A 15,691-nucleotide genomic window follows, 5' to 3' on the forward strand; every position below is an offset into this window, starting at 1 on the left:
AAAAACGGCCATACCGTGATGCTAGAAGTGTTACCTATGTCTCCGAACACCTGTTACCCATGTCCCCGGTCCGTACAACCGCGCGCAACCCATCATGTAGGCATGTACCGATGCTGCCTTATGTGCATGGATCGGCGGCATGCGTGATGGGTTACGTGCGGCATGCGTCCACGTGCTCGGGCCTACCGGAACGCACTCCACCCATCCTACGGCGCACGGTCAGCATCATCACGACGCAAGACGCCGCGTAAGCTCCCAAAGGCCGCCCGCGCGGCCGGCCGGGAGCGGGCCCCGCAAGATCCTCCACCACCCCACACTGTGGAGTAAGACCTTAAGAAAACCGCCCGCCCCAGCTGACGTGAAATTGCACCTGACAGAGCCCGGCGCGTCGGTGGCCGGTGGGGCGCGGGGCGTCGATAAGCCCGAGGGAATCCGAAGGAACTGCCAAAGGCAGTGACGAGGATGACAAGGGGGCAGTCCGGAGCGAAGGCTCCGGACCGCAATCGTTGACCCGCGCCCCAGCGGCCACCGACACGCCGGGCGTCTCAAGAACCCAACTCAACCGCCCGCCACAACCCCAAAAAAATCACTGCCGATGATAAACCTCAGCCCCCTTCTTAACGAACTCCACTGACTTCTCCTGCATTCCCTTTTGCAATGCGTCCTTCTCGCTGACGCCCTGCGCCGCCGCATAATCCCGGACGTCTTGCGTGATTTTCATGCTGCAGAAATGCGGACCGCACATCGAGCAGAAGTGCGCCACCTTCATGGAGTCCTTCGGCAGCGTCTCGTCGTGGAATTCCTTCGCGGTGTCCGGGTCCAGGCCCAGGTTGAATTGGTCGTCCCAGCGGAACTCGAAGCGCGCCTTGGATAGCGCGTTGTCGCGGATCGCGGCACCCGGGTGGCCCTTGGCCAGGTCGGCTGCGTGCGCGGCGATCTTGTACGTGATGATGCCGTCCTTCACGTCCTTCTTGTTCGGCAGGCCCAAGTGTTCTTTGGGCGTCACATAACAGAGCATCGCCGTGCCATACCAGCCGATCAGCGCGGCGCCGATGCCGGAGGTGATGTGGTCGTAGCCGGGCGCGATGTCGGTGGTCAGGGGCCCCAGCGTATAGAACGGCGCCTCGTGGCAGTGTTCAAGCTGCAGCTCCATGTTCTCTTTGATCATCTGCATCGGCACGTGGCCGGGGCCCTCGATCATCACCTGGACATCATGCTTCCAGGCGACTTGCGTCAGTTCGCCCAGCGTCTTCAGCTCGGCGAACTGCGCCTCGTCGTTGGCGTCGTAGCCCGAGCCAGGGCGCAGGCCGTCGCCCAGCGAGAAGCTGACGTCGTAGGCCTTCATGATTTCGCAGATGTCTTCAAAGCGCTCGTACAGGAAGCTCTCTTTATGGTGCGCCAGGCACCACTTGGCCATGATCGAACCGCCGCGCGAGACGATGCCGGTCATGCGGTCGGCCGTCATCGGGATGAACGGCAGGCGCACGCCGGCGTGGATCGTGAAATAGTCCACGCCCTGTTCGGCTTGTTCGATCAGCGTGTCGCGGAAGATCTCCCAGGTCAGGTCTTCGGCCTTGCCGTCGACTTTCTCCAGCGCCTGGTAGATCGGCACCGTGCCGATCGGCACCGGCGAATTGCGGATGATCCATTCGCGCGTTTCGTGGATATGCTTGCCGGTGGACAAATCCATGACCGTATCGCCGCCCCAGCGGATCGCCCAGGTCATCTTCTCCACTTCTTCGCCGATGCCGGAGCTGACGGCCGAGTTGCCGATGTTGGCGTTGATCTTCACCAGGAAGTTGCGGCCAATGGCCATCGGCTCGACTTCGGGGTGATTGATGTTGGCGGGGATGATGGCGCGGCCGCGCGCGATCTCGTCGCGCACGAACGCCGGCGTAATCGCGGCAGGAATCGCCGCGCCGAACGATTGGCCCGGGTGCTGGCGCAGCAGGCGCTTGACCATCTTTTCGCCGTCGGGGCCGCTGTCGCGCAGCGTTTGCAGATAGTGTTCGCGGCGCAGGCTCTCGCGGATCGCCACGTATTCCATCTCGGGCGTGATGATGCCGCGGCGCGCGTAGTGCATCTGCGACACGTTGGCGCCGGCTTTGGCGCGGCGCGGCGGGCGTTGCAGATCGAAGCGCATGGCCGTCAGCTTGGGGTCGGTCAGCCGTTGGCGGCCATAGTCGCTGCTTGGACCAGACAGCACTTCCGTGTCGCCGCGCTCTTCGATCCAGGCGCGGCGCACTTCGGGCAGGCCGCGGCGGATGTCGATCTTGGCATCGGGATCGGTGTAGGGGCCGCTGCAGTCATAGACGGTCAGCGGCGGGTTCTTTTCCCCGCCGAACATCGTCGGCGTGTCGTCCTGCTCGATCTCGCGAAAAGGGACGCGGATGTCGGGGCGCGAGCCCGTTTCATACACGCGGCGCGATTTGGGCAGCGGTGCGACGGCCGCCGCGTCGACTTCGGCGGTAGCGGCCAGGAATTTGGGATTGGCGTTCATGGAAAGCTCCAAGCGAGTTGTTGGAGCCGATCGGGAATGGACTTCCGCCAGGCGCGCGGGGACGCGTGGCGGAAATACGGCTCCCAGCATCGGCATTATCCGTACTGGTACGAAGGGACTCTCTCAACACGTCCTGCCGAAAGGCGGGACGAGTACCCCTGCGCGAAACCGAAGTATAGAGCCAACTGCGAAGAGGGCTGGTATTACTGCTTTACATTTGGATTCAGTCTGGGGCGACAGTGTCATTCAGGTTCGGTACACTTTTCCAATGAAACGCCCGGCGGGCAGTCGTCTTGCCGGGACCAGCCCACTTAAGAAGGAATCGAGCATGCAACTGACCCTCCGCAAATTGGCGCCCGCCCTTGTTGTTGTGACGTTGGCGCTGGCAGGTTGCAAGACCGCCCCGACCAAGTCGTCCGGTGCCGCGGCCACGCCCGAAGCCGGCCAACAGGCCACGCAGCCGGCCACCGCTTCGTCGGTTGACTTCTATCTGGCGCAACAGCAGCCGGCACCCGGCCTGCGCGAAATCTCGCTGCCTGATGGCAAGCTCTACATGCAAGCGACGCCCGTGCTGACGCGCGCTGACTTGACCGATGCCGCCGCGCTGGTGGATCGCCAAGGCCAGAACTTTGTGGGTCTGCGCTTTTCCGAAGCCGGCGCCCGCAAGTTGACGGACGTGAGCACCAAGAACGTGGGCAATCGCCTTGCGCTGGTGATCGACCAGGAACTGGTTGCAGCCCCCAGCATCGCCGAGCCGCTGAACCGCGGCGTGCTGGCCTTTGGCGTTGCCTCGGCGCAAGCCGCGTCTGAAATCGCCGCCAAGATCCGTGGTGACGCCGCGCCGGCGCCCGCCGCAGGCGGCACGGCGCCCGCACCGGCGCCCAAGCCCTGATCTCCGGTGGGGCAAAATTGCCCACCTGACCGCCCGTGTTGACCGGGTAGATAACAAAAATCCGCATCGAACGATGCGGATTTTTTTTGCCCTGACGGGCGTGTGCAATGTGGGGTAGGGGGCGGTCGGGCCGGGATCAGCTGATTTTGCGTCCGCGCGGTTTGACAGTGCGGCGGGCTTGCGCCGTTTCAATGAAGGCCAGCGTCAGCGCTTCCAGGATTGCGCGCTCGTCGGCCGACAGGCTGTCGAACTGCGAGGGCGTGATATTGGGATAAGGCCAGGGCGCCTGAGGTCGGCGCCGCTTGGGCGGGCGCGGCATTGTCTCGGCAACGCCCGCAGGGGCAAGGGTGTCGGACAGATCGTAGCCTTCCATGGGCAGTTCCATGGGGCCCTTGCCCGTTTCAAGCCATTCCGGTTCGACCTTCAGAATCTGCGCAAGTTTGCGCACCGAACGGCTGGAGTGGCGCAGCCCGCTTTCGTAACTGGCGATTGCACTTTGCGAAATCCGCGCCAAACGCGCGAGCGTCTTCTGCGTGTGACCACGCAGAAGACGGGTTTGCTTCAATCGGTCTGAAAATGTCTTCACGCGTCGATTGAAGCTTGCTCATGGTTTACTTTGGTGGCTATAAGAACTACTTAAGTGATAATTTCGGAGGTACGAACGCATGCGGGAACGGGGCAGTGTGTTCGTCGTGCAACTTGACGAAATGACGAGCAATAATTTCGTTGCTGCCTTGCGTGGGTTCCAATGGCAAGTCAGCGTGTGCGAGTCGCCAACCGAACTCCTGGGCCGCCTGCGCACGCAGGATGTCGACGCGATGGTGCTGCGCGGCCGAAGCGAGCGGGTGCCGCAGTTGATTGCCGCGTTGCGCGGCGCCGCGCCGGATGCCGTGGTGGTATGGCAGGCGCCCGCGGCTTCGGCGCGCGAACGTGTCGAAGCGCTGGAGGCCGGCGTGGACGCCTACAGCTCCGTGCGCATGGAGGCGATGGAATGGGATGCGTTGTTGCGCAATGCGCGCCGGCGTCGGCTGCCGCCCGCGACGGACGGGCCTGCGTGGCGAGTGCATGGCGGCGAACGCGTGCTGTCCGGGCCAGGAGGCGAGCGCCTGCCCTTGACCGCGACCGAGCGTGCCTTTTTCGTCCGCCTGCTGAATGCCCCGGGCCAATGTCTACGCCGCGATCGGTTTTTTCCCGGCCATCCGCAAGAGGGCGCGCGTAGCGTGGATGTCCTGGTGTCGCGGCTGCGCACCAAGGCGCGCCGCTTTGATATCGATTTGCCTGTGCTGGCTGTGCGCGGGTGGGGCTATATTCTTTTGCAGCACCACCCCGCGCCGGAACAGCAAAGCTAGAGTCCGGAAAAACCGGGCCTAGAGCACGACCAGATTGTCCCGATGCATGAGCTCGGGTTCGGTCATGCTGCCCAGAATGCGGGCGATCTGGGACGACGGCTGGCGCAGGATGCGCCGCGTGTCCACCGACGAATAATTGATCAGGCCTCGGGCGCATTCGCGGCCCTGGCTGTCCACGCAGGCCACGACGTCGCCGCGGCCGAATTCGCCTTGCACTTCCGTGACGCCGATGGGCAGCAGGCTCTTGCCTTCGCGCAGTAGCGCCTGCACCGCGCCGTCGTCCAGCACGACGCGGCCACGCAGCCGCAGATGGTCGGCCAGCCATTGCTTGCGGGCGGACCACACGGGCAGCACCGCGCGCAATTCGCTGCCGATGCATTCGCCCTGGGCCAGCCGCGTCAGCACATTGCGTTCGTGGCCCGAGGCGATGACCGTGTGTGCGCCGCTATGCGCCGCGCGCTTGGCGGCCAGCACCTTGGTCAGCATGCCGCCCGTGCCGATGCCGCTGCCGGCGCCGCCGGCCATGGCTTCCAACGCCGGGTCGCCGGCTTGCGCGTGCGACATGAACTTGGCGTCGGGATTCTTGCGGGGGTCGGAATCGTACAGGCCGCGTTGATCGGTCAGGATGATCAGCGTGTCGGCCTCGATCAGGTTGGTGACGAGCGCGCCCAGCGTGTCGTTGTCGCCCAGCCGGATCTCGTCGGTGACGACCGTGTCGTTTTCGTTCACGATCGGCACCACGCCCAGCCGCAGCAAGGCGAACAGCGTGCTGCGGGCGTTCAGGTAGCGGTGGCGGTCGGCCAGGTCTTCGTGGGTCAGCAGGATCTGCGCGGTGCGCAGGCCGTATTCGGCGAACGCCGCTTCATAGGCCTGGCACAGGCCCATCTGGCCCACGGCCGCGGCCGCTTGCAGTTCGTGCATGACGGACGGGCGCTTGCGCCAGCCCAGGCGGGCCATGCCTTCGGCGATGGCGCCGCTGGAAACCAGCACGATCTGTTTGCCCTGCTTGTGCAGGGCGGCGATCTGTGCGGCCCAGTGCGCCACGGCGGCGCGGTCCAGGCCTCGGCCTTCGTTGGTGACCAGCGACGAGCCGACTTTGGCGACCAGGCGCTGGGCGTGGGTGACGACGGAAACGGCGGGTGTTTCAGCAGACATGATGGGCGCCGGCTGCGGCGAGGAAAGACGTAATCGTAAGGACTGCGATTATGGCTTATTCGTCGGCGGCGCGCGGCGCGGCGGGCTTGTCGGCATCCGTGCGGGTGTCGTCGAAGCGCGGGTCCGGCGCCACATAGGTGCCGTCGGCCTGGTCACGCGACACGTATTCCTTTTCGCGCTCGGCATCCAGGTAGTCTTGCAGCGCGTAGAGCAGGTCTTGCGTGCCTTCGCCGGTCAGGCCGGAAATGGCGAACACAGGGCCCTTCCAGTCGTAGAGCTCAAGGAAGCGGCGCTTGGTGTCTTCGGGATCGGGCACCATGTCCAGCTTGTTCAGGACAAGCCAGCGTGGCTTCTGGGCCAGTTCCGGATCGTAGCGGCGCAGTTCTTCGACAATGGCGCGCGCGTCGACGACGGCCTGCTCAACGGGGTCGGCATCCGGGTCGGGCGTGGAGACGTCCACCAGGTGCAGCAGCACGCGGGTGCGCGCCAAGTGGCGCAGGAACAAGTGGCCCAGGCCCGCGCCTTCGGAAGCGCCTTCGATCAGGCCGGGAATGTCGGCCACGACGAAGCTGCGCGACGGCGAGGTGCGCACGACGCCCAGGTTGGGGTGCAGCGTGGTGAACGGGTAGTCCGCGATCTTCGGCTTCGCATTCGAGATGCGGGTGATTAGCGTGGACTTGCCGGCGTTCGGCAGGCCCAGGAGGCCCACGTCTGCCAGCACTTTCAGTTCCATGCGCAGGTAGCGGTGCTCGCCTTCCTTGCCCGGCGTCCATTGGCGCGGCGCGCGGTTCAAGCTGGACTTGAAATGGATGTTGCCCATGCCGCCCTGGCCGCCGGCGGCCAGCACGACCTTTTGCTCGTGCGTGTCCAGGTCGAACAGGACTTCGCCGGTTTCGGCGTCATGGATGACCGTGCCCACCGGCACGCGCAGGGTGATGTCCGGGGCGGCCGCGCCGTACTGGTCCGAGCCGCGGCCGTTTTCGCCGCCCTTTGCGCGGTGCAGGCGCGCGTAGCGGAAGTCGATCAGCGTGTTGATGTTGCGGTCGGCGACCGCATAGATGGTGCCGCCGCGTCCGCCGTCGCCGCCGTCAGGGCCGCCTTTGGGGATGAACTTTTCGCGGCGAAAGCTCGCCACGCCATTGCCGCCTTTGCCGGCGACCACTTCAATGGTGGCTTCGTCTACGAATTTCATGGTGTCTGCGCGTGTAGTGATGAATAGGGCAGCCGCCCGTCATGGGGCGCTGCCAGGGGGCAAGGAAGAGCTTACTCGTCCTGGTGCCTTAAAACAAAATAGGAGCCCCCCGCGCTGCACACATTTCGTGTGCTTGCTACCCCCCAAAGGGGCGCTTTTGTCTCGGGGTGGCCCAACGACAAAAAAGCCCTGCCGCATGCGACAGGGCTTTTGCCGTTCGGGCACGCGTAGAGCCGCGTGCCCTGACCGTGCTTGTCCGATTACTCGGCAGCGATGATCGAAACGGTCTGCTTGTTCAATGCGCCCTTGAAGCCGAATTGAACCTTGCCGTCGATCAGCGCGAACAAGGTGTGATCCTTGCCCATGCCGACGTTCACGCCAGCGTGGAAGCGCGTACCGCGCTGACGCACGATGATCGAACCAGCGGGAATCAATTCACCGCCGAAAGTCTTGACGCCCAGACGCTTTGATTCTGAGTCGCGTCCGTTTCGCGTAGAGCCGCCGCCCTTTTTCTGTGCCATGTTTAGCTCCTGCTAAGTGGTACCGAGTCGCTTCTTAAGCCGTGATGGCTTCGATGCGGATTTCGGTGTAGTTCTGACGGTGGCCCTGACGCTTCTGATAGTGCTTGCGACGGCGCATCTTGAAGATCTTGACCTTGTCGTGGCGGCCTTGCGCAAGAACCGTTGCCTTGACCACAGCGCCGGAGACGAGGGGCGTGCCAACTTTCAGTTGGTCGCCTTCGCCCACGGACAGCACTTGGTCCAGGGTGATTTCTTGCCCAATGTCTGCCGGTATCTGTTCTATCTTGAGTTTTTCGCCAGCGGCAACGCGATACTGCTTGCCACCGGTTTTTACGACCGCGTACATGGGGTGTTCCTTAAATAGGTAAATGGGTCTATCCGCGTGACCCGCCCTGCTGGGTGGGATGGCCGCCCTGGAAAGATCGCCTTCATGTCTTGGCGCCAGAACCTGGCAAGAAGGAAAGCGGCTATGTGCTTTCAAGCGCCGTAGCGCTTGGAAGTACCCAGAGGGTTTACGCGGACAACCGACGTAATTCGGGCATTGCTGACCGAATCCAGGATATTAGCCCGGGACTTTTCAAAAGTCAAAAAGCCGTTGCAGGCTAAGGGCTTAGGTGTGGCGCCCAGGCTTCAAGCCGGCGGGATCACCCGCAGCGCGATGTGGCGCGCCACCTGGCGGATGCCTTCCATTACGTCGCGCCGGTGGGCGTCGTCCAGCCGGTCGGTGGGAATCGACGTGCTGACCGCGACCCGCTTGCCCAACGGGGTCACGCCCACATAAGCGGCATAGCAGACCAGGCCCGCCGCGATTTCCTCGCGGTCTTGGCCCAGCCCCGTCTGGCGCACCTGTTCGAGTTCACGGTGGAGCGCGTCCGGGGTGGCCAGCGTGCGGTCGGTGACGCGCGGCAGTTGCGCCGGCAGGCGGGCGGCCAGCTCGTCGGGGCTTAGGCTGGCCAGCAGCGCCTTGCCCAGCGCGCAGGCGTGCGCGGGCAGCCGCATGCCTGGCTCGGACACCAGCCGAACGGGGCGGCGGGCGTCTTCGCGGGCAAGGTAGACCACGTCGAACCCTTCCAGCACCGCCAGTTGCACGACCTCGTTGCAGCGGGCGACAAACTCGCTGGCGGCGGCATGGAAGGCGGCCGTTACGCCGTCGTGGCGCAGATAGGCGGCGCCCAGCGCCATCAATTCGATGCCCACGATATAGCCGCCGTCCTTGCGTTCGATCCAGCGGCGCTGTTCCAGGCAATCCAGCAGCAGATAAAGCGTGCTTTTGGCCAGCTGGCAGGTCTTGGCCAGTTCCGCCGCCTTGACCGGGGTGCCGCGGCTGGCAAGCACCCGCAGGATGTCGTGCGTGCGTCGGATCGCGGGGACGTCGTATTCAAAGGTCATGACGGCAGGTTTTCCAATATATTGGAATGAATATCAGGATGTTGGACATGATAAAGCCATTCCCCTAGACTCGTCTTCCACCCAACGAATGCCGGATCGCGGGCAATACCCGGCGACGGCAGGCATCACGCGAGGAGACAACATGAACCAGCAAGACACGCTGCCGTCCGACCTGCCAGAAGCCCTGCTTGTGGGCCGGGTATGGCGCCCCGCACCCGTGAACGGCCCCAGCGTCGTGGTGGTGCGCAACGGCGAAGTCTTCGATATCACCGCCGCCGCACCCACCGTGGCAGACCTGCTGGACCGCGCCGACCGCGTGGAAGTGGCACGGAACGCGAAGGGGGAATCGCTGGGCGACGTGCGGGCATTGATGGCCGCCACGCTGCAAGGCGGCGACGGGCCGCGCCTGTTGGCGCCGTGCGATCTGCAACCGGTCAAGGCGGCCGGCGTCACTTTCGCGATCAGTTTGCTGGAACGCATGATCGAAGAAGAGGCGGGCGGCGATGCCAGCCGCGCCGACGAGATCCGCGTGCGGATGCAAGCGTTGATCGGCTCGGACCTGTCGCGCTTGCGCCCCGGCTCCGCCGAGGCGATGAAACTGAAGGCCGAGCTGGTCGAGCGCGGGCAGTGGTCGCAATACCTGGAGGTGGGCATCGGGCCCGACGCCGAGATCTTCTCGAAGGCCCCGGCGATGGCGTCGGTGGGCTTCGGCGCGCAGATCGGGGTGTTGCCGGAGTCCGAGTGGAATAACCCGGAACCCGAAATCGTGCTGGCGGTGGACAGTCGGGGCGAGGTCGTGGGCGCTACCCTGGGCAACGACGTCAACCTGCGCGACATTGAAGGCCGCAGCGCCTTGCTGCTGACCAAGGCCAAGGACAATAACGGGTCGTGCGCCATTGGCCCCTTCATCCGCCTGTTCGACGGCGGCTTCAAGATGGACAGTGTCCGCCAGGCCGACGTGTCGCTGCGCATCGACGGCGCGGACGGTTTCGCGCTGAGCGGCGTGAGCCACATGCGCGAAATCAGCCGCGATCCGCTTGATCTGGTGCGCCAGGCCTGCGGCGCGCACCACCAGTATCCCGACGGCTTCATGCTGTTCCTGGGCACGATGTTCTCGCCCAGCCAGGACCGCAAGGGGCCGGGGACGGGTTTCACGCACAAGCTGGGCGACCGCGTGGTGATTGCGTCCGAGCGCATCGGCGCGCTGGTCAACGAGGTGCAGCTGAGCACGCAAATCGCGCCGTGGACCTTTGGGGTGCGCGCGCTTTACGCCAATCTGGCGGGGCGCGGCCTGTAACGGGATCCGGGGGCGGGGCAGGAGGGCGCGCGCACGGGGTGGACGCGGGGCGGACGCGGCCGCCGGCCCCCCGTAACACCCCGTATAATCGCTGGTCGAATCCCCCGCCGTCCCTGGCGGGCCCAGCGGTAAGAGCCCCCACGCGGCTCGTTTCACTTGTCGGATACGTCTTGAACCTCCCCGCGCTTATTGCCCCCATTGCTGACGATATGAAGGCTGTCGACGCGGTTATCCGCGATCGGCTGAATTCCGATGTGGTGCTGATCCGCACGATCGGCGACTACATCATTGGCGCGGGCGGCAAGCGCATGCGCCCGGCCATGGTGCTGATGGTGGCGCGCGCCCTGGGTTACGACGGGACGCATCACCAGTTGCTGGCCGCCGTCGTGGAGTTCATCCACACGGCCACCTTGCTGCACGACGACGTGGTGGACGAATCCGACCTGCGCCGCGGCCGGGACACGGCCAACGCCGTCTTCGGCAACGCCGCCAGCGTGCTGGTTGGCGATTACCTGTATTCCCGCTCGTTCGAGATGATGGTCGAGGCCGACTCGATGCGCATCATGAGCATCCTGTCCCAGGCCACCACGGTGATCGCCGAAGGCGAGGTGCTGCAGCTCTTGAACGTGCACGACCCGGACGTGTCGCAAGAGCGCTACCTGCAAGTGGTGCGCTACAAGACCGCCAAATTGTTTGAAGCGGCCGCCCAGGTCGGCGCCGTGCTGGCGGGCGCAACGCCCGAACAGGAAGCCGCCGCGGCCGCTTACGGCCGCCACGTCGGCACGGCCTTCCAACTGGTCGACGACGTGCTGGACTATAGCGGCGACGCCGCCGCCCTGGGCAAGAACGTGGGCGACGACCTGCGCGAAGGCAAGCCGACGCTGCCGCTGATCCGCGTGATGGAAGTAGGCACGCCTGAACAACAGCAACTGATCCGCGACGCCATCAAGACGGGCGACGCCGACTTTGCCGCCGTGGCTGCCGCCATCCAGGCGACCGACGCGCTGGAGCACGCGCGCCTGGCCGCCGTGGCCGAAGCCGATCGTGCCCGCGAAGCCTTGTCCGCGTACCCCGTTTCCCCTTTCCTGAATTCTCTGCTAGAATTCTGCGCTTTCGCGGTGAATAGAGATCGCTAGCGCGGCAGAGTTCGCAGGCGCTTCGAACTTCAAGAAGGTTTCCAGAAAGCGGGTTGAAAAAACCCGATTTTCAAAAAAACCGAATTTAGGTTCTAATAGCGGTCGCTGTTGGTAGTGAAAGAGAAGTAAAAAGCAGCGAAGATGTTTGGTTGCACTGAGCGTAGCCGAGCAAGCAGGTGGGCAGAGATGCCTAGATAGTAAGACTCGGGGCGTAGCTCAGCCTGGTAGAGTACTGCGTTCGGGACGCAGGAGTCGGAGGTTCGAATCCTCTCGCCCCGACCACTTGATGTGGTCGAATTTTTTGAAAGTGTTTCCCGACACTTTTAGCTGAAAGCCGGTATCGCGCAAGCGGGCCGGCTTTTTTGCGTTCGGGAATTACGCTGGTAGGTTGTTGGGCGGCAGCAGAACGAAGCCGTGTCGATCGCGTCGCAAGTTTTCCGTTGAATCAGACTGTCCAATCCTCCGGACGAAGGCCGGGAACTCGGGCGAACTCGCGGGTGTTGTTTGTCACCAGGACAAAGCCTTGAACATGCAGATGTTCGTATCGAGCATGAATTTCAGCATCAGAGGCTCTCGCGCGTCTGATCGCCGGGCTGCTCGCGGTCGGCCAGATAATCGGTGACCACCGACTCGCCCAGGGCTCGCAAGCCGGCGGCCATTGCGGGGGTCCAGGGCCGGGCGATGTTCAGCCGCAAGCAGTGGCCGTATTTTCCCGACGCGGAAAAGAGCGTGCCGGGGGTGTAGGCGATGCCGTGCTGCACCGCCGTGCGCAAAAGCGCCAGCGTATCCGTTTGGTCGGGCAGTTCCAGCCATAGCCACCAGCCGCCGTCGGGGCCGCGCACGCGCGTGCCCGCCGGGAAGTGTTGGCGGACGCAATCCCGGGCCAGCGGCACGACGGACGCCAATCGCGCGCGCAGTTTGCGCAGGTGCGCGGGCAGCTTGCCGGATTTCATGTAGTCGGCAAGCACCTGCTGTTCCAGCAACGGCGCGGCAAGCGAGCTGCTGATCTTCTGCGATTCCAGTTGGCGATGATGCCGGCCGCCCAGCACCCAGCCCACGCGGAACGCGGGCGCCATGCTCTTGCTGCACGAACCGCAGTAGATCACCCGGCCATCGCGGTCCCAGGCTTTCACGGCGGGTGGCCGGTTGGTTTTGTGCCCCAAGTCGCCAAAGACATCGTCTTCAATCAGCGTCAGGTCGTGGCGCCGCACAATCTTCAATAGGCGCTGCTTGGCGGCCTCTGGCATGCAATCGCCCAGCGGGTTCTGGAATGACGGCATGACCACCACGGCCCGCACGCCGCCATGATGTTCCAGCGCGTATTCCAGCGCCTCCAGGCTCAGGCCCTGGCCGGGGGCGCAGGGCACTTCCAACGCGCGCAAACCCAGGTTTTCGATCGTTTGCAGCAGCCCGAAGTACACCGGGGACTCCACCGCAATGGTGTCGCCGGGCTTGGCCACGGACCGCAGCGCGATCTGCATGGCCTCGGTGGCGCCATTCGTGATCAACACGTCTTCGGGCGCGGCGTCGATGCCGCAGGTCGCCAGATGGGCGATCAGCTCGGTTTTGAACGCCGGCAGGCCAGTGCCGGATGGGTAGGCGCCCAGCGCCGACGGATCGCGCCGCAAGTGGCGCTGCGCGATTCGCGCCAGGGCATCGCCGGGATACCATTCCGGCGCCGCGCTGGCCAGGTGCAGCGCCAAGGGTAGCGGTTGCGCCGTCAGCGCGTACAGCTGCGTCATGCGGTGCTGTAGGGACGCCAGCTGGTCATATTCCATGGGCACGGGGGCGGCAATCGCTGCGGGCGCACCGCGGCGGGCCTGGTGCAAGGCCTTCCAGTCCGCCACGTACATGCCGGATTTGTAGCGCGCTTCCGCATAGCCCTCGCGCTCCAGTTCCCGGTAGCAGCGGGTGGCGGTGGACACACTGACGCCATGCGTGGCCGCCAGTTCGCGGACGGAGGGCAGGCGCTCGCCCACGGCGTATTCCGAGGTGCGGATGGCGACTTTCAGCCGCGAAGCGACAAGCGCATAACTGTGCTGCATAACAGACAGGAAAAAGTACGATCTGTGCAGCTTAACCCAGGGCCCGCCTGTTGCCGTCGCGGCGCACCGCGACGAGCACTATCTAGCCTTTCTCCCATCAGTTCGAAACCGGAAGGCGCAACCCATGCACGCAGATAATTTCACCCTGGCCCGTTACCTTGAACGCATCGGGCACGACGGCGACACCCGCCCCGATATCACGACGGTGGCGGCTTTGATGCGCCGCCAGTTGTTTACCGTGCCCTTTGAGAACCTGGACGTGCAGGCAGGGCGCGTCGTGTCGCTGGTGCCCGAAGATATCGTGGAGAAAATCCTGGAGCGCCGTCGTGGCGGCTATTGCTACGAGGTAAACGGCCTGTTCGCCATGGCGCTTGAGGCGCTGGGCATTTCCTACCGCTTTGTCGCGGCCCGTCCGATGTTCTATCCGGTCAAGCGTCCCAAGACGCACATGGCGTTGGTGGTTCGCGCAAGTGGCGCCGACTGGCTGTGCGACCTGGGCTTTGGCAGTTATGGCATACGCGCGCCGATGAATCTGGCGGAACTGGACGCGGAGGTTCCTCAGGATATGGACGCCTTCATGCTGAGCCGGCTGGACGGCGACGCATTCGTCCTGAAGGCACGCGCCGGTGGGCAATGGTTGAACCAGTACGCGTTTGATCTGTCGCCGCAGGAATGGGTGGATTTTGTGCCGGCGAATTATCTGAACTCGACCCATCCGGACGCAATCTTCGTGCAGAAGCGCGTGGTGGTGCTGCACAACGAGACGGGCCGCAGCATGCTGGTGGGCAATGCCCTGAAGGTGGTGCGCGAAAACGAGGTTGTCGAGACCGCGCTGGATGACGCAAGCGTGGCTGGCGAACTGGAACGGCGTTTCGGGCTGTACCCGGTCGTATGATCGCTGGGCGCCGGAAACACTGGCAACAATAAATTACGGACCTCGCGTTGCGTTTTCGTGCGCTTCGATGCGGTGCCCGTCGCCCCGGCGGGCCCGCAACCCGCGCCACGGCTTGATCCTGGTGGCGAGCCGCCTGCCAGGGCGGCCGCGCGACCTCGGACCGCGCCATGTTTCAGTCCGTGGTCCAGGGGTTGCGGCGCTTTCCCAAGTTAGTAGGATGCGCGGTCACGCATCCGACTCAGCCTCCTTTCAAGGACCGATCCCATGACGCTGCCCCGACCGCGAGTTGCCCTCTTTGCCCTGACGCTTGCGCTGGCGGTGTCCGGATGCGCGACCCAGCCAGATTCGTATGGCAAGGGCACCATGGACGACCCGCGCTATGCGCAGCTGCTTGATTTGATCGACAAGGCGTTGAAGGCGGACATGGCGGTGGTGCTGGTCGCCGATGTGATGCCGCACGCGACGTTGAACGACGCGGAGTCCATGATGAAATGGACCGGCAATGTGATTTTCACGAACGAAAAGCAGCCCAATATCACGTTTGGCCGCAAGTTCCAGAACAATGCGCTGCAACGCGACAAGGACGCCACCTATTTGTTCAAGGCGTTTGAAGTGCATATCTTGCCGCCGGGCAAATACCTGCTGACGGGGGGCGACGACTACAAGCTGAATGCGCGGCTGGACCAAGTGGGCGCGCGCAGCGGCGCGGAAGGTTCGGGCCGTGGCGCCAACGGCACTGCCTATCTGTCGGCGGAGCTTTATCGCGAATACTACAAAGAGACCAACTGGCACGAAGGCACCACCGGAAGCCAGATAAAGTCGCGCACGGTCTGCACGGCGGTGCATCGGGGGACGGGCGCCTGCGTCAGCTGGGGCGAAGAGCAGTACACCGAAACCACACAGGGTTCCCGCGCCGGCTATTACGAGCAGACGGACGCGCGGGACATTCCGGCGATCAAGGTGCAGTCGCGCCTTCCGTCGAACCGGGCGTTGGCCAGTTTTACGCTCAAGGGCGGCCAGTTCGTGCTGAGTCAGCGCGTGCACATGAGGACGCCCAGCTACAAGTACAAGCAGTCGGGATGCCGCGCGGTGGATGCGAAAAAGATCGCGTGTCCGCTTGAGGACTTTACCGTCTACACGCGCCCGGCGCCGATGGAGTTCACCCAGAAGCTGATCGCGCAGCGCGACTTGAGCGATGCGCACCGGCAGCTACTGTCCACCTTGCGACCCATGCAGATCACGCCGCTGGGCAAGCAGGGAATGGAGGATCCGGTCTGGGGCGTGCCGCTGTCGATAGGCAATGGAAAATAAGGCTGGCCG

Annotated in this window: 14 protein-coding genes and 1 tRNA gene; 7 read left to right on the forward strand and 8 right to left on the reverse strand. The window is 64.2% G+C overall.

Going from position 1 to position 15,691, the window contains the following annotated elements; genetic code table 11:
* Positions 1-586 precede the first annotated feature (586 nt).
* Positions 587-2,500, reverse strand: coding sequence for a phosphomethylpyrimidine synthase ThiC (gene thiC / locus ACI0FO_RS27625; RefSeq protein WP_416031790.1), 1,914 nt, complete (start codon positions 2,498-2,500; stop codon positions 587-589).
* 328 nt (positions 2,501-2,828) lie between these two features.
* Between thiC and ACI0FO_RS27630 the strand changes: the two genes are divergently transcribed.
* Positions 2,829-3,392, forward strand: coding sequence for a SecDF P1 head subdomain-containing protein (locus ACI0FO_RS27630; protein WP_416031791.1), 564 nt, complete (start codon positions 2,829-2,831; stop codon positions 3,390-3,392).
* A gap of 136 nt (positions 3,393-3,528) precedes the next feature.
* On the opposite strand, the gene ACI0FO_RS27635 is transcribed toward ACI0FO_RS27630, so the two are convergent.
* The gene (locus tag ACI0FO_RS27635) at positions 3,529-3,957 is read right to left on the reverse strand and encodes a helix-turn-helix domain-containing protein (protein WP_416031792.1); all 429 of its coding nucleotides are present in this window, start codon (positions 3,955-3,957) and stop codon (positions 3,529-3,531) included.
* Between the two features lie 142 nt (positions 3,958-4,099).
* Here ACI0FO_RS27635 and ACI0FO_RS27640 point away from each other — a divergent pair, with 142 nt between their 5' ends.
* Positions 4,100-4,741, forward strand: coding sequence for a transcriptional regulator (locus ACI0FO_RS27640; protein WP_416031793.1), 642 nt, complete (start codon positions 4,100-4,102; stop codon positions 4,739-4,741).
* Between the two features lie 18 nt (positions 4,742-4,759).
* On the opposite strand, the gene proB is transcribed toward ACI0FO_RS27640, so the two are convergent.
* The 5 genes from proB to ACI0FO_RS27665 all read right to left on the reverse strand — a co-directional run bounded on the left by proB (position 4,760) and on the right by ACI0FO_RS27665 (position 8,998).
* On the reverse strand, positions 4,760-5,896 hold the full coding sequence (gene proB, locus ACI0FO_RS27645) for a glutamate 5-kinase (protein ID WP_416031794.1): 1,137 nt from the start codon (positions 5,894-5,896) through the stop codon (positions 4,760-4,762).
* A 55-nt stretch (positions 5,897-5,951) separates the two neighbouring features.
* Complete coding sequence (obgE, locus tag ACI0FO_RS27650) at positions 5,952-7,088, reverse strand: GTPase ObgE (RefSeq protein WP_416031795.1); 1,137 nt, start codon at positions 7,086-7,088, stop codon at positions 5,952-5,954.
* A gap of 260 nt (positions 7,089-7,348) precedes the next feature.
* A complete protein-coding gene (gene rpmA, locus ACI0FO_RS27655; RefSeq protein ID WP_105558808.1) occupies positions 7,349-7,609 on the reverse strand; it encodes a 50S ribosomal protein L27 in 261 nt (86 codons plus the stop codon).
* Between the two features lie 34 nt (positions 7,610-7,643).
* Positions 7,644-7,955: a 50S ribosomal protein L21 gene (gene rplU, locus ACI0FO_RS27660; RefSeq protein WP_006216228.1), complete on the reverse strand. Its 312-nt coding sequence runs from the start codon at positions 7,953-7,955 to the stop codon at positions 7,644-7,646.
* 284 nt (positions 7,956-8,239) lie between these two features.
* Positions 8,240-8,998 (reverse strand): IclR family transcriptional regulator, encoded by a 759-nt coding sequence (locus tag ACI0FO_RS27665; RefSeq protein ID WP_416031796.1) that lies wholly within the window; start codon positions 8,996-8,998, stop codon positions 8,240-8,242.
* 142 nt (positions 8,999-9,140) lie between these two features.
* On the opposite strand from ACI0FO_RS27665, the gene ACI0FO_RS27670 reads away from it, so the two are divergent.
* From ACI0FO_RS27670 to ACI0FO_RS27680, 3 genes are all read left to right on the forward strand, one after another.
* A complete protein-coding gene (locus ACI0FO_RS27670) occupies positions 9,141-10,295 on the forward strand; it encodes a fumarylacetoacetate hydrolase family protein (RefSeq protein WP_416031797.1) in 1,155 nt (384 codons plus the stop codon).
* Between the two features lie 170 nt (positions 10,296-10,465).
* The gene (gene ispB / locus ACI0FO_RS27675) at positions 10,466-11,431 is read left to right on the forward strand and encodes an octaprenyl diphosphate synthase (protein WP_416031798.1); all 966 of its coding nucleotides are present in this window, start codon (positions 10,466-10,468) and stop codon (positions 11,429-11,431) included.
* Between the two features lie 205 nt (positions 11,432-11,636).
* Positions 11,637-11,713: transfer RNA gene (locus ACI0FO_RS27680), tRNA-Pro, on the forward strand.
* A 281-nt stretch (positions 11,714-11,994) separates the two neighbouring features.
* Here ACI0FO_RS27680 and ACI0FO_RS27685 read toward each other — a convergent pair.
* On the reverse strand, positions 11,995-13,476 hold the full coding sequence (locus ACI0FO_RS27685; protein ID WP_416031799.1) for an aminotransferase class I/II-fold pyridoxal phosphate-dependent enzyme: 1,482 nt from the start codon (positions 13,474-13,476) through the stop codon (positions 11,995-11,997).
* Positions 13,477-13,600: 124 nt separating this feature from the next.
* Here ACI0FO_RS27685 and ACI0FO_RS27690 point away from each other — a divergent pair, with 124 nt between their 5' ends.
* Positions 13,601-14,371, forward strand: coding sequence for an arylamine N-acetyltransferase family protein (locus tag ACI0FO_RS27690; RefSeq protein ID WP_416031800.1), 771 nt, complete (start codon positions 13,601-13,603; stop codon positions 14,369-14,371).
* Positions 14,372-14,635: 264 nt separating this feature from the next.
* A complete protein-coding gene (locus tag ACI0FO_RS27695; protein WP_416031801.1) occupies positions 14,636-15,682 on the forward strand; it encodes a hypothetical protein in 1,047 nt (348 codons plus the stop codon).
* Positions 15,683-15,691 lie beyond the last annotated feature (9 nt).

The sequence above is a fragment of the Achromobacter marplatensis genome (genome assembly GCF_049060505.1).
GTDB lineage: Bacteria > Pseudomonadota > Gammaproteobacteria > Burkholderiales > Burkholderiaceae_B > Achromobacter > Achromobacter marplatensis_A.